This is a genomic window from Halobacillus yeomjeoni, assembly GCF_020171525.1.
Classification (GTDB): domain Bacteria; phylum Bacillota; class Bacilli; order Bacillales; family Halobacillaceae; genus Halobacillus; species Halobacillus yeomjeoni.
On sequence record NZ_JAIVAI010000001.1, the window covers coordinates 193,808 to 208,061 of the forward strand.

The 14,254-nt window shown below is 43.0% G+C and carries 18 protein-coding genes and 1 other annotated feature; all 18 genes read left to right on the plus strand.

Translation table 11 applies throughout. The features are described 5' to 3' along the window. Positions 1-90: 90 nt before the first annotated feature. The 18 genes from LCL89_RS00920 to pheA all read left to right on the plus strand — a co-directional run bounded on the left by LCL89_RS00920 (position 91) and on the right by pheA (position 14,179). Positions 91-942: an SPOR domain-containing protein gene (locus tag LCL89_RS00920; RefSeq protein ID WP_224807203.1), complete on the plus strand. Its 852-nt coding sequence runs from the start codon at positions 91-93 to the stop codon at positions 940-942. Between the two features lie 161 nt (positions 943-1,103). Then, a complete protein-coding gene (locus LCL89_RS00925) occupies positions 1,104-1,670 on the plus strand; it encodes a Maf family protein (protein ID WP_224807204.1) in 567 nt (188 codons plus the stop codon). Between the two features lie 42 nt (positions 1,671-1,712). Next, complete coding sequence (gene radC / locus LCL89_RS00930) at positions 1,713-2,402, plus strand: RadC family protein (RefSeq protein WP_263620628.1); 690 nt, start codon at positions 1,713-1,715, stop codon at positions 2,400-2,402. A gap of 160 nt (positions 2,403-2,562) precedes the next feature. Further along, positions 2,563-3,603: a rod shape-determining protein gene (locus tag LCL89_RS00935; protein WP_242057494.1), complete on the plus strand. Its 1,041-nt coding sequence runs from the start codon at positions 2,563-2,565 to the stop codon at positions 3,601-3,603. 11 nt (positions 3,604-3,614) lie between these two features. Beyond that, positions 3,615-4,496, plus strand: a complete 882-nt coding sequence (mreC, locus tag LCL89_RS00940) for a rod shape-determining protein MreC (RefSeq protein ID WP_224807206.1) — start codon at positions 3,615-3,617, stop codon at positions 4,494-4,496. Continuing rightward, positions 4,493-5,020 (plus strand): rod shape-determining protein MreD, encoded by a 528-nt coding sequence (gene mreD / locus LCL89_RS00945; protein ID WP_224807208.1) that lies wholly within the window; start codon positions 4,493-4,495, stop codon positions 5,018-5,020. The genes mreC and mreD overlap by 4 nt, the downstream gene beginning before the upstream one ends. A 39-nt stretch (positions 5,021-5,059) precedes the next feature. Next, positions 5,060-5,746, plus strand: a complete 687-nt coding sequence (gene minC / locus LCL89_RS00950) for a septum site-determining protein MinC (RefSeq protein WP_224809512.1) — start codon at positions 5,060-5,062, stop codon at positions 5,744-5,746. Next, entirely contained in the window at positions 5,739-6,536 is a 798-nt protein-coding gene (gene minD / locus LCL89_RS00955; RefSeq protein WP_197316587.1) for a septum site-determining protein MinD, read from the plus strand. The genes minC and minD overlap by 8 nt, the downstream gene beginning before the upstream one ends. A gap of 131 nt (positions 6,537-6,667) precedes the next feature. Beyond that, entirely contained in the window at positions 6,668-7,432 is a 765-nt protein-coding gene (locus LCL89_RS00960) for a peptidoglycan DD-metalloendopeptidase family protein (protein ID WP_224807210.1), read from the plus strand. Next, positions 7,419-8,276, plus strand: coding sequence for a site-2 protease family protein (locus tag LCL89_RS00965; protein WP_224807212.1), 858 nt, complete (start codon positions 7,419-7,421; stop codon positions 8,274-8,276). Before LCL89_RS00960 ends, LCL89_RS00965 begins: the two co-directional genes overlap by 14 nt. Before the next feature lie 11 nt (positions 8,277-8,287). After that, positions 8,288-9,709 (plus strand): ribonuclease E/G, encoded by a 1,422-nt coding sequence (locus LCL89_RS00970; protein ID WP_224807214.1) that lies wholly within the window; start codon positions 8,288-8,290, stop codon positions 9,707-9,709. A 36-nt stretch (positions 9,710-9,745) separates the two neighbouring features. Beyond that, positions 9,746-9,816: a sequence feature (ribosomal protein L21 leader region), on the plus strand. 13 nt (positions 9,817-9,829) lie between these two features. Next, a complete protein-coding gene (gene rplU, locus LCL89_RS00975) occupies positions 9,830-10,138 on the plus strand; it encodes a 50S ribosomal protein L21 (protein WP_197316583.1) in 309 nt (102 codons plus the stop codon). A gap of 11 nt (positions 10,139-10,149) precedes the next feature. After that, positions 10,150-10,479 carry a ribosomal-processing cysteine protease Prp gene (locus tag LCL89_RS00980; protein WP_224807215.1) on the plus strand — a complete coding sequence of 110 codons (330 nt, stop codon included), beginning with the start codon at positions 10,150-10,152 and terminating at the stop codon, positions 10,477-10,479. A gap of 14 nt (positions 10,480-10,493) precedes the next feature. Beyond that, positions 10,494-10,784: a 50S ribosomal protein L27 gene (gene rpmA, locus LCL89_RS00985; RefSeq protein WP_035509352.1), complete on the plus strand. Its 291-nt coding sequence runs from the start codon at positions 10,494-10,496 to the stop codon at positions 10,782-10,784. 224 nt (positions 10,785-11,008) lie between these two features. Then, positions 11,009-11,527 carry a Spo0B domain-containing protein gene (locus LCL89_RS00990; RefSeq protein ID WP_224807216.1) on the plus strand — a complete coding sequence of 173 codons (519 nt, stop codon included), beginning with the start codon at positions 11,009-11,011 and terminating at the stop codon, positions 11,525-11,527. Positions 11,528-11,540: 13 nt separating this feature from the next. Next, positions 11,541-12,821: a GTPase ObgE gene (obgE, locus tag LCL89_RS00995; RefSeq protein ID WP_224807218.1), complete on the plus strand. Its 1,281-nt coding sequence runs from the start codon at positions 11,541-11,543 to the stop codon at positions 12,819-12,821. Positions 12,822-12,839: 18 nt separating this feature from the next. Continuing rightward, the gene (locus tag LCL89_RS01000; protein WP_197316579.1) at positions 12,840-13,289 is read left to right on the plus strand and encodes an ACT domain-containing protein; all 450 of its coding nucleotides are present in this window, start codon (positions 12,840-12,842) and stop codon (positions 13,287-13,289) included. A gap of 14 nt (positions 13,290-13,303) precedes the next feature. Continuing rightward, positions 13,304-14,179, plus strand: a complete 876-nt coding sequence (gene pheA / locus LCL89_RS01005) for a prephenate dehydratase (protein WP_224807219.1) — start codon at positions 13,304-13,306, stop codon at positions 14,177-14,179. Positions 14,180-14,254 lie beyond the last annotated feature (75 nt).

The following is a 14,254-nucleotide window of genomic DNA, read 5'->3' on the forward strand; positions in this document are numbered from 1 at the left end:
TATTTGACGAAACTGTAACGACAAATTCTACGCTGGTTTTTAAAATCGCTGTGATAAGGTTAGGACAAACCTTGCAGGAGTGATGAGCGTATGGATTCTAAAAACAAAATCTCTATTTCTTTCCGAGAGCAGAATAAAGAAAGCCCAAAAAACGAACTAGTTCCTTATAAAGACGAACAGGCTGCCGCCGAAGAGGTGAAAAAATATGAGCAGCCTGCCACCCTTCAGTCTTATAATCAGAAAAAGAAAGGGTCGTCCTTCTTTAAGGTGAAACAACACACCCAGTCCCCTGTCAAGCATTTAATGGTGACATCATTAACTGCCTTATTGATCAGCTTAGGACTGGGTTTTTTACTTTTAAGAATGTTTGTGAGTTTGACGGATGACGGATCCAGGGCTGTCAATACCATCCCATCGCAAGGCGTAAATCAAGAAAATCCTCAATCCTCAGTCGTCACTTCGGGTTTGGAAGAGATGAATCAATTTGTCATTCAAGCTGGAGTTTTTTCGACCCGGGATAAAGCTGACGAATGGAAGGATATGCTTGCCGATCAATCGGTTGCATCTTTCGTCTGGGAAAGGAACCAGCAATTTTATTTATTCGTGGGAAGTTCCTATGATAGGGGAGAGGCAGACAAGATCGCGAGTGACCTTTATGACAAAGGAATCGAAACTTATGTGAAATCCTGGAGTTACTGGGGTGGAGACAATAATCTTGTGACATCTTCGGATGGCGGTGCAGTTCCTACCCTGCTGAAACATATTAAAAGTGGAACTTTAACCTCCCTTTCTTCTCTGGACCGAGAAAAGCTGAAGAACGATTTGGAACGGTCCGGAGTAGATGCCTCGATTCCACAGTCTCTCAATAACTGGAATGAAAAAGATACGTATAATTTGAACCGGCTTCAATTAATTTATGCGATAGAAAAAGTGACAGAATAGAAATATCCAGCGTCAATCTATAGGGGAAATGAAAGTATATAAATGTATTTCCACTGTTTTGTGGCATTCAAAGTGGAAGAAAAGGATTTTCAGCTAGTCTTTTTTTCGCTGACATTCTTGTAAACTGAACGTACCTCGTGTAAGGGAAAGGTGGCTTTTACATGTGTAATTTGGTCCTTGGGTCAAAATCCCCTCGCAGAAAAGAATTATTAAAAAATATCGGGTATGATTTTATTGTCCGCTCATCAGATGTTGACGAAACCTACCCCGGCAATCTATCTCCGGAAGAGGTCGTATCCTACCTGTCTGAAAAGAAAAATCGAGCGATTTCGATTGAAAGTAATGAAATTGTGCTGACTGCAGATACGATTGTTTCAAAAAATGGTGAGATTCTTGGGAAGCCTCAAGGCGAAGCTGAGGCTCATGATTATCTGCAGTTTTTAAGTGGATCGACCCATGAGGTGTTTACGGGAGTGACGATCCGTAGTGAAAGCAGGTTTTGCTCATTCTCCGTATGTACTAGCGTGACTTTTTTTAACTTAAGGAATGAAGAAATTCACCGCTACATTTCGACAGGAGAATATAAGGACAAAGCCGGGGGCTATGGAATTCAAGGCAAAGGTGCCTTATTGGTAGAAAGAATAGAGGGAGATTATTACAGCGTCGTAGGTCTGCCGGTTTCCCGTGTTGTGAGGGAATTAGAGAGTTTCGGTATCAATCCAATCTGACCTTCCTTACATGAGGAATTGAAAGAGAAGGGTGCGAAAGGATTGAATCAAACCAGTATTCTAATTAAAGATGTACCTAAGGAAGATCGGCCTCGGGAGAGGATGAAAGAGTTTGGTGCCACTCACCTGTCTAATCAAGAGCTGCTGGCTATCCTGCTTGGAAGTGGTACAAAGCAGGAGTCAGTGATGGAACTCTCCCAGAGACTCCTCATCCATTTTGAAGGAATCGGATTATTGAAAGATGCTACAATTGAGGAACTGACGGCTATTCGGGGGATCGGAATTGCGAAGGCGGTATTAATTATGGCAGCTATTGAGTTGGGAAAAAGGATTCAGCAGATGAAGCCCGTCGACCGATATATCATCCGAAGCCCGGAAGATGGCGCAGATTTTGTAATGGAAGAGATGCGAACCTTAAAACAAGAGCACTTCATTTGCCTGTTTCTGAACACAAAAAACCAAGTCCTTCATCGTCAAACCATTTTCATAGGTAGTCTGAATGCTTCGATTGTCCACCCTCGTGAAGTTTTCAAAGAAGCAGTTAAAAGGTCTGCAGCATCCATAATATGCGCCCACAATCATCCCTCCGGAGACCCGACTCCCTCACAAGAAGATATTCAGGTCACTCGTCGCTTGCAGGAATGCGGTAAAATGATCGGTATTGAATTGTTGGATCATCTTGTCATAGGAGATCGGAAATTTATATCATTGAAAGAAAAAGGGTACTTGTAACACTATCTATTTTGAATGTTTTTTCGTATAATTGAATATATGGAATGACAAGCGCCATTTATAGGGTCACTTATAATGGCGCTTCTTGTAATTGTCTATATCAAACAAAGGGAACGACCCCCGCCTGTCACAGAGCGGGCACTTGGAAAGGAAGATAGAATTGGGTCTATTTGGATTATCTCAAGACCTGGGTATTGACCTGGGTACTGCAAATACATTGGTGTTCCTGAAGAATAAAGGCGTCATCGTCAGGGAACCTTCGGTCGTGGCTAAAAATACACAGACTGGAGAAATTGAAGCGGTCGGAAATAATGCCCGCAACATGATTGGACGTACACCTGGATACATATCCGTCATCCGTCCGATGAAGGATGGTGTCATTGCTGATTATGATACAACAGCACAAATGATGAAATATTATATTAAAAAAGCTTTGAAGACGAGATCTTCTTTTGCCAGCAAGCCTAATGTGATGGTTTGCGTCCCTTCTGGAATCACAATGGTAGAAGAGAGAGCCGTCATTGACGCAACAAAACAAGCAGGGGCTAAAGATGCTTATCCGATCGCGGAACCTTTTGCTGCTGCTATCGGAGCTGGACTTCCAGTTTGGGAGCCGACGGGAAGCATGGTGGTAGACATCGGTGGTGGAACCACAGAAGTAGCTATAATTTCATTGGGTGGAATCGTAACCAGTCAATCGATCCGTGTCGCAGGAGATGAAATGGATGATGCCATCATCCAACATGTCCGTAAACGGTACAACCTTATGATAGGTGAAAGAACAGCGGAAGAGGTCAAGATGGAACTCGGTGGTGCTGGTCAATTTGAAAGTAAAGAAGAAATGGATATTCGAGGACGGGATCTATTGAGTGGTCTGCCGAAAACGATAACGATTCAATCTGATGAAATCGTAGGTGCCTTGAAAGATACCGTGGATGCTATTATAGAAACCGTGAAAAACACCTTAGAAAAAACACCTCCGGAACTTTCTGCGGATATTATGGAACGAGGTATCGTTCTGACCGGTGGAGGAGCGTTACTTAAAAACCTGGATACAGTCATTAGTGAAGAAACCCACATGCCGGTATTTATTGCCGATGAACCATTGGACTGCGTCGCGATAGGAACTGGTAAATCACTTGAATACATCCACCATTTCCGGTCACAGCCTAACGTGGCCAGTCGGTCACATATGGACTAGGCGGGATTTGCATGCCTTCTTTATTCCGTAAGCGGAGACTAATGGTTGTATTAATTGGGTTTATCATATTGGTGGCATTGATCGGATTCTCTATAAGAGATAGAGCATCTCTGAGTACGCCGGAGAAATTTCTCCAGGATACGGTAGGATGGATGCAGACGATCATTCATAAACCGATAAGTGTTGTCGATCATACGGTCGATAACATACAGGATATGTTTGCTATATATGAACAGAACAAGGTGTTAAAAGCTCGTTTATCAGAGTATAAAGGTGTAATTAGAGAAAATCAGCGGCTCAAAAGCGACAATGCTGATCTTAGGAAGACCATCGACAAATCTGAGGCTCTGAAAGATTACTCCCCGATTCAGGCAACTGTAATCGCAAGGAGTTCAGATCGCTGGTTTGAGCAGATGACCATAAATAAAGGCGAAGAACACGGGGTCAAGAAAGATATGGCTGTCATGACAAGTGATGGGCTGGTAGGCAAAATCAAGGCAGCAGGAGCGTTCCATTCCACCGTTCAATTGTTGAGTGGTTTCGATCGATCCAACAAGATTTCTTCATGGGTCGTACGTGAAGGGAAAGAAGAAGCTTTTGGACTCATTGAAGGTTACGATGATGAAAGCGGAAGGTTGCTGTTAGAAGGAATCAAGCTTGATGAAGAATTGGAAAAAGGGGATACGGTCATATCCTCAGGTTTAGGTGGGGTCTTCCCTAGTGACCTGCGGATTGGTACCGTGGAGGAAGTCGTCAATGACCAGTTCGGGTTAACGAAAACCGCTTATGTAGAACCATTTGCTGATCTTTTTGATATCAATCATGTCATCGTGGTCGATAGAGCTGCTGAAACGATTGAACCCAAAAATTCAAGCGAGGACGATGATTCATGAGGCGCTATTTTATCGCTCTCATCTGCTTGTTTTTACTGGTTCTTCAAGGAATGGCAATGAGTTTGCTGCCATCAAACCTTGTCTATTCTGACTTATTGATGACCCCTCACTGGATTTTGGGATTTTTGATTTTGATTGCGATTTTTTATGATAGAGACGATACGTATTACTCCGTATGGCATGCGCTTTTGTTCGGCTTATTAGTGGATGTTGTGTATACAGGTGTATTAGGCGTTTACATGGTGACTTATGGAATCGTTACATACATCATTCACCGCCTGAACCAATCTGTCCATGCCGGTTTGGTATCGGCCTCACTTTTGACGATTGTCGGGATTGCATTAGCGGATACCATTTTGTATATCATTTACTCTTTCGTTTCAATTACCTCGATGACCTGGGGAAATTACGCATGGCTGCGGTTGCTGCCTACATTGGCAGCGAATATGATCTTTTTCATACTCTTATACCCATTAGTCAAAGATAAGATTTCTTCCTGGTCTGAGGATATCAATAATGCTTAGAACGTTGGTAGTGTCTAAGGTTGAGGTGACTTTCTTGTGATGACGAATATTCAAAAGATCATGATAAAAGGGACGCGGGATGGATTGACATTGCATTTGGATGACCAATGCTCGTTTCCTTCCATATTAAAAGAATTAGAGCACAAATTATCGATTAACGGGGTGGCGGAAGAAGACCAGCCCATGATTCGTGTAACAATCCAGCTGGGCAATCGTTATTTGACCGAAGAACAAAAAGAACAGTTGATTGCTGTCATTCGTGATAAACAGCAATTAGTTGTCGATCATATTGAATCAAACGTCATTACGAGGCAGGAAGCTTTGGAATGGAAAGAAAATACTGCTATCACTCCAATAGTAAAGACAGTCCGTTCCGGTCAAGTCATCAAAGTTCGTGGTGATTTATTAGTGATTGGTGATGTAAACCCTGGAGGACAAGTCGTAGCTAGTGGGAATGTATTCGTAATGGGAAAACTTAGAGGTGTAGCTCATGCAGGGAATGACGGGGATACGCAAGCCGTAGTAGCTGCTTCTTACATGCAGCCTACTCAACTGCGTATTGGTGAGCATGTCAGTCGTTCACCTGATGCCGGAGCTGAAGGTGTTTACATGGAGTGTGCCTACGTCGAAGTATCACAGGAAAATATATTGATTGATCGATTACAGGAAATTGTGAAAAAGAGACCGGATCTCGCAAGTTTTGAAAGGAGAATGTCAAATGGGTGAAGCGATTGTAATAACTTCCGGAAAGGGAGGGGTTGGAAAAACAACGACAACTGCCAACCTGGGGACCGCTTTGGCCTTGCAAAATAAGAAGGTCTGTTTAATCGACACAGATATCGGTCTCCGAAACTTGGATGTTGTGATGGGGCTTGAAAATCGGATCATTTATGACATTGTGGATGTCGTAAAGGGGCGGTGTAAAACAAAGCAAGCCTTGATTACAGACAAGCGTTTCGATTGTCTTCACCTGTTGCCTGCTGCCCAAACCTCTGACAAGTCAGAGGTTACCCCTGAAGGAATTAAAGCGATTGTTGATGAGTTGAAGCAAGATTACGATTATATTGTCATTGACTGCCCTGCCGGAATTGAACAGGGATACAAAAATGCGGTTGCGGGTGCAGATAAAGCGATAGTCGTTACGACACCTGAAAAATCCAGTGTCAGAGATGCTGACCGCATCATCGGTCTATTGGAGCAGGAGGAAATCGAATCTCCCAAGCTTGTAATCAACCGTATCAGAAACCATATGATAAAAAGTGGTGAAATGTTGGATGTGGACGAGATCGTTTCCGTGTTATCCATCGATCTTATCGGCATAGTCATTGACGACGACGCCGTCATAAAGGGAGCGAACAGTGGAGAGCCGGTAGCCATGAAACCTAATTCGAAAGCATCCATTGCCTACAGAAACATTGCGAGACGTATTTTAGGGGAAGCTGTCCCTCTTCAAAAATTAGATGAAGATGATGGGGTTCTCGCCAAAGTGAAACGTTTCTTCGGCATGAGAACATGATCATCCTTACATGACCTGCTGTTGTAAACAGCAGGTTTTTTTTATATGTCCTCTCCTTTATGTTTTACACATATCCCAACTTTGAAATCCATAGAATGATAGAAAAAGGTGGGAAAGAGAGGGGATTTTTTGTGAAAAAAGATATCCGCCATGTAAGAAAGAATATTGCGGAGCGTAAAAAGAGGAAAGTTCAACAGCCGGGGTCTGCTCAAACTCCAGTCTTCCTCCCGCCCCAGGATGAGGAAATGCATGGCTATCCGCCTCTCATTCAGGGAATGTCAAAAAAGCTTGATAACAAAACTCAAATAGAACGGACAAGCCGTTTAGGCCTGCAGCTGGTCCTATCCGCTTTACTTTTTGCCACTGTAGCTATCGGAAAAAACGCTCCATTCAGTTTTCTGGATAAGCCTGAACAATGGCTCACCAGCCAGATGGAAGAAGAGTTTCCGTTCGCAAAAGTTTCTGCATGGTACAATGAGCGTTTCGGAGATCCCCTGCAAGTCGTGCAGCCGAATGATCGCGAAGCGAAAGAGAATTTAGCGATGCCGGTGAATGGCACGGTCACGACTTCCTTCCAGAATGATGGAAAGGGAATTGTCATGTCTACAGCACATAATACTCAGGTGAAAGCTGTTAAGGAAGGAATCGTTATTTTTGCAGGGAAGGATGGGGAAACGAAGCGCACGGTCATTTTGCAGCATGATGACGGAAGTAAGAGTATTTATGGGTTCTTATCCACGATTGATGTTCATTTGTACGAGCATGTACAAGCTCAAGCCGATTTGGGGGCTGTACAATCCGAAGAGGGGAAGGCTGCTGAGTTCTTCTTTGCTATTGAAAAAGATAAGAAATATTTAGATCCTGTAGAGGTCATCAAAGTGGATGAAAGCTCTTAAGCTGAATCAATTCATACACATCCACCCCCTCTTCTTTTTATTGGCTTTCTCAGCTTTTATAACCGGAGCCTTCTTTCAGTTCGTTATATTGATTACAATCGTTACGATTCATGAATTAGGGCACTTTTTAACAGCTCGTCGCTATAAATGGCGGGTATCGAGAATAGAGTTGTGGCTCTTTGGTGGTGCGGTGGTCAGTGAAGAGCACAACACACGTCCTTTCAAGGAGCAAGTCCATGTCGTATTGGCAGGGCCGGTTCAACACGTCTGGATTTTCTGCATCCTTTTGCTCCTGGAAATGTGGATCGGCCCTCACTCTTTGATTGGTCTTGCACATTTATATAATAAAGTCATCCTCATTTTTAATCTTCTTCCTATATGGCCGCTTGATGGTGGAAAGTTGTTGTTTTATGCCGTGAATCAATTTCTTTCCTTTAGAAAGAGTCTGTATGCGACGTTGGTTTGTTCTATTTTGATTTTGAGTGGTTGTTCACTCTGGCTTGCTGTCGAAGGCAGATGGACGCTTGCTGCATTATTGCTCGCTTCATTTTTAATTGTAGAAAATATTCTGGAGTGGAGAAGAAGGTCTTTTACATTGATGAGGTATTGGATGTACTGCACGTCCAGTGAGCGGGAACGTCTTCCACCAATTTATATGAAGGTGGATGACAAGACGCTCGTCAGGGATGTGTTGAAAAAAATCAGGAGCAACAGGTGTCATTTATATGTATTGAAACAATCCCCATCTTTTTATATAGTAAATGAACAAGAATGTCTCCGAGCTTTCTTTGATAGTAAGAAGGCAGATTTAAAAGTGAGAGATGTTCCTGAAATCATAGGATGATGAGGGATACGATGAGAGAAATTTCAATACATACAAATACAACGGAACATTCCGGGATTGTAATGGAAGAAGGCGAGATACGTGAATATGTCATGGAGCGACCCGGAGATTCTATTCTCACGGGTTCTATTTTTTTAGGAAAAGTGACCAACGTCGATCGCGGGCTCCAAGCTGCGTTTATAGATATCGGACTTGATCAGGCAGCGTTCCTTCGTAACGAGTCGATTCCTTGGTCTGAAGGTGGCATCCAGCAATCGGTTAAAGAAGGAGAATCTATTTTTTTGCAGGTCGTCAAAGAACCTTTAGGTAACAAAGGCCCTCAAGTGACTGCTGACCTCACACTGCCTGGTTCCTTTGCCGTTTATCAACCTTTCGGGAAGCGGGTGTCTGTATCAAAAAGAATTGAAGATGCACGTGCAGAAGAATATCGTGACATGCTGCAGAGGCACCTTGAAGATGAGGATGGGTGTATTGTAAGAACGAGTGCTGCCATTGTTTCAATGGATGAATTAGCTGAAGAAATCGCTCATTTGAGGCAGCGATGGAAACAGATGTTTGAGGGAAATAGAAACGGCAGGCCAAAAATCATTTGGGAAGACCGGATCATTCCCGATCAACTGATAAGAAAGTATCCTCTGGAATCCATTACTTCTATCATTGTAGATGAAGTTGAAACGAGTCGGTATATTAAAGAAACGTTTCCTGCGCTCTCTGAACGAGTTGTATGGGAAAAAAATCCTCGTGTAAATATCAATGGACTCCAAAAAGAGCTGATTCACCCTATCATTGAGGTGGAAGGCGGCGCACAACTCGTAATCGACCGCACCGAGGCCATGACAATCATTGATGTGAATAGTTACAAATACAAAGGGAAAACACTATCCCATCAGCAAGCTTACGAAATAAACTGCCGTGCAGCTGAAGCTGTTCAAAAACAGATTCGATTGAGGAACCTGTCAGGAATGATCCTGATCGACTTCATAAGTATGAATGATAAAAGATCTCAAGAAAGACTTGTCCAATATATGAGGAAACTCATGAAAAATGATCCGGTGAAATCCAAAGTTTTAGGCATGACCCGTCTTGGTATTTTAGAAATGACGAGGAAAAGGGAATGGACAGAACCGTCCCGCTATTTAGCCAAGGAGCGGAAACTTGAGTTCAACGTGCAATCTCATGTCTATCAATTGGAGCGGGAATTGTTATCTAAGAACCGGAATAATGCGGAAGCGATCCTGGTTGCAGTAAATCCGGACATTTATGATTTAAAAAAACGATTGCTTTCTGAACGAATTTCTAGTAAAATTCCACAGGAGCTGTTTGTTAGGCAGGATGATTCCATCCCAGCCTTCCAAATTGAGCTTGAAGGGTCCGAAGACATGGTGCATGAAGCGATTGAACGTCGTGGATACCATGTTGACAACTTGTTTTGATCTGTGGTAACATTGTTTTGTTATTCTAGTAGCACTCCGATGCTACAACCGCACAGAACAGGTTTTAAACCGATTCCGGTACCTGAATGGCGAGTCTGAGTAAATCGAGGAGGTGCAAGTATGTACGCTATTATTGAAACTGGTGGTAAGCAAGTTAAAGTTGAAAAAGGCCAGGAAATCTACGTTGAGAAAGTCAGCGCAGAAGCTGGTGAAACTGTAACGTTTGACAAAGTTCTTTTCGTCGGTGGTGACGACACGAAAGTGGGCGCTCCATACGTTGATGGTGCTTCTGTAACGGCTAAAGTTGAAAAACAAGGTCGCCAGAAGAAATTGACTGTCTTCAAATACAAGCCGAAGAAGAACTACAAGCGTAAGCAAGGTCATCGTCAGCCTTACACGAAGCTAGTCGTTGAAGACATCAACGCGTAAGGGTCATTCCGATGATCAATCTTAAAATGTTTCGATCACAAAATACTTTGAGTGGCTTTGAAATCTCAGGTCATGCTGAGAGTGGTCCGTATGGACAAGACTTGGTATGTGCTGCAGTTTCAGCTGTATCATTCGGTACAGTCAATGCCATTGAAAAACTTTGTGAATTCGAACCTCATGTGGAACAAGGAGGAGAAGGTGGTTATTTGAAGATCACCTTGCCTGAAAACTTGAGTGAAGAGAAATTCTCTAAAGCTCAAACCTTACTTGAAGGCATGTTGGTATCGATGGAAACGATTGAACATGAGTATAACCAATATATAAAAATTTCACACCGATAAGGAGGTGGAGACTCATGCTACGTCTTGATTTGCAGTTTTTCGCCCAGAAAAAGGGTGTAGGTAGTACAAAGAACGGCCGTGACTCTGAGTCTAAGCGTCTTGGAGCTAAGCGTGCTGATGGACAACAAGCGACTGCCGGTTCAATCCTTTACCGTCAACGCGGTACCAAGGTTTACCCAGGCGCAAACGTTGGCCGTGGTGGCGACGACACATTGTTCGCTAAGGTTGACGGTGTCGTTAAATTCGAACGTTACGGACGCAACCGCAAAAAAGTTAGCGTTTATCCTGTAGCACAGGAAGCGTAAACGAATATTTTCAGTATGGTTTCATACGTGAAAGAAGAAGCCGCGCTATGCCTTTCGCATAAGCGTGGCTTTTTTGTGCAATAACTGATATTTATTGAGTGATAAAGAGCGCTTTTTAACGAAGAATGAATAGTAGTTAATCCATCAGCAATGTAAACATTTAGTTTCCTCTACATCTCTGCTATACTTTTTAGTATTATGGGTGAACGAGGGAGTTGAATCGATTGAGTGAAAAAGAGATGATTTCGCTACTAAGACATAAGCGTCATGACTGGATGAATCAAATTCAATTGATCCATGGGTATGCCACCTTAGGCAGACAAGACCGTTTAATGGATCAAATCGATCAATTAAGAGAAGAATCAGAGCAGGAAAGAAGATTGTTGAACAGCCATTCCCACGATTTTTCACTCTGGTTGATCACTTTCAACTGGAAACACGATCAATTCAGGGTTAAGTATTCGATCCATGAAGATATTGATTTATCCCGTCATGACGAAACGCTGACGGCTTATGGCAGGCGGATGATCGATTTGATGAGTTTACACATCACGGAGGAAGCCCTCTACGAAGGGTCTGTTCACATTTATCAAGGGTATGAATCTCAAACGTTAAGTTTGAGTTGGGAGTGGAACGGATTCTTTAAAGATGCAGAGGGACTTAAGCAGCGCTTGAATGAAGAAGGGTTTATTGCGACAGTTTTTGAAAATGAAGAACTTTCAATTGAAATGATGATTGAATAAAGAGGTGAAGAGCATGTTTGTCGATCAGGTAAAAGTTTTTGTTAAGGGTGGCGACGGAGGAAATGGTTTAGTCGCTTACCGCCGAGAAAAGTATGTCCCGATGGGAGGACCTGCCGGTGGTGATGGAGGAGATGGTGGTGACGTCATCTTCGAAGTTGATGAAGGTTTAAACACGTTGATGGACTTCCGATACCAGCACCACTTCAAAGCTAAACGGGGCGAAAATGGCATGAATCAGAAGCAGCATGGTAAAAATTCTCAGCCATTAGTCGTCAGTGTTCCTCCAGGGACGACGGTCAAAGACGCTGAGACTGGTAAAGTCATCGCGGATTTGACTGAACACAAACAACGGGCAGTCATTGCTAAAGGAGGCCGCGGAGGCCGAGGGAATGCAAGGTTTGCCACTGCGAGGAACCCCGCTCCTGAAATCGCTGAAAATGGTGAGCCGGGAGAAGAAATTGACGTAGTCGTTGAATTGAAGCTTTTGGCAGATGTAGGCCTGGTAGGGTTTCCTAGTGTAGGGAAGTCTACATTCTTATCCGTTGTAACAGCTGCCAAACCGAAAATTGCCGACTATCATTTTACTACACTGTCCCCGAACTTAGGAGTAGTTGAAAGTCAGGATCACCGAAGTTTTGTAATGGCCGATTTGCCAGGTCTTATCGAGGGTGCCCATGAGGGAGTCGGTCTCGGACATCAATTCTTGCGACACGTTGAACGTACACGTCTGTTATTACATGTCATTGACATGTCAGGTTTAGAAGGACGTGACCCATATGAGGATTATGTAACGATCAATAATGAACTGTCATCTTATGACGAACGTTTACAGAACCGTCCACAAATTATTGTTGCGAATAAGATGGATATGCCCGATTCACAAGCACACTTGGAAATGTTCAAAGAACAAGTGGGCGAAGACGTGGAGGTCTATCCGATTTCAACAGTAACAAGAGAAGGCATTGATGAACTTCTTTACGCCGTAGCCGATAAATTGGACCAAATTCCTAAACAAGAAGAAGAAGTAGAAGAAGTTGATGAAAGAGTCGTATACAAGTTCGAAAAAGAAGAGGCACCATTTAAGATTACTCGTGCTGATGATGGAGCCTATGTACTATACGGTGAAAAAATCGAGTCCTTGTTCAAGAGAACTGATTTTTCCAGAGATCAATCCATCAATCGATTCGCCCGACAGATGCGTAGTATGGGGGTAGACGAAGCGTTGAGAAAACGCGGAGCAAAAGATGGAGACACAGTAAGGCTTATGGATTATGAGTTTGAATTTGTAGATTAAAGAAGGGGAGAGAATAAGATGGCGGATTATAACGAGAAATATTATTTAGTCCGTAGTGATATCCTCCCAGAAGCGATGAAAAAGACAATTGAAGCTAAAGCTCTTCTCGAAAGAGGTAAAGTGGAATCCATTTTTGAAGCCGTTCAACAAGTAGGCTTGTCACGAAGTGCGTTCTATAAATATCGTGATGCGGTCTTTCCGTTTCAAGCAATGGTGAAAGAACAAATGATCACACTGTTCTTTCACCTGGAAGACCGGACTGGTACGCTATCGAACTTATTGCAGACCGTCGCCCAGTCAGGCTGTAACGTATTGACGATTCACCAAACCATTCCTTTACAAGGGAAAGCGAATGTCACACTATCCTTAAATACCACCGGAATGGTCTTTACAATTGAACAACTACTACAAATGCTGCACAAACTTGATTTTGTGGATCGTGTAGAGATCTTGAGTACTGGAGCTTGACGGGAGGGGAAACCATGACAGGACAAAAAATAGGTTATTTAGGCCCGAGAGGAACATTCACTAAAATGGCTGTAGATTCTTTATTCGATGGGGGATCGTTCATCAGCTATGAAAGCATCCCGGCTTGTTTGGATGCTGTAGAACAAGGGGAAATCGATACAGGCGTCGTTCCCTTGGAAAATGCAATTGAAGGTTCTGTCCACTTGACGATCGATTATCTGGTTCATCAGGTAAATCAATCAATCATTGCTGAGATGACCGTACCTATCAAACAGCATTTATGTATACATCCGGATCATGCGGATGAGCAGGTGAGAAAAATCTATTCTCATAGTCATGCCATCGCTCAATGTCATCAGTATCTGCATAAGAACTTCCCCGATGCCAAGCTGGAATATACCGCATCGACAGGGAGAGCGGCTGAAATCGTCGGTGAGGATGGAAAAGGGACAGCAGCCATCTGCAACGCACTCGCTGCAGAAGAGTATGGGTTGAAGATAGTTGAGGAAAATATCCATGACTATGATAATAACCATACCCGCTTCGCTGTTGTTCAGAAAACCCCGAAAACATTGAAGGTGAAGGATCATCCTGTGAGTAAGCATAAAACTACAGTGATGGTCACGTTACCTAAAGATTACGTAGGTGCCCTCCACCAAGTATTAGCTGCTTTTGCATGGCGGAAGATGAACTTGTCGAAGATTGAATCCAGGCCATTGAAAACAGGTCTAGGAAATTATTTCTTCTTAATAGACGTAGATCAACCTTATGATCAAGTATTGTTCCCTGGTGTTCAAGCTGAATTACAAGCACTGGGCTGTCAATTGAAAGTGATCGGAACTTATCCAAGTTATCAAATTGAAGTTCCGTCACCTGCTCGGAAAATATAAACAAACCCCCGGAAACCTTTTGATATCAGCGTTTTCGGGGGTTTGTTTATATTTTTTGAAAAGAATTATAGGCAA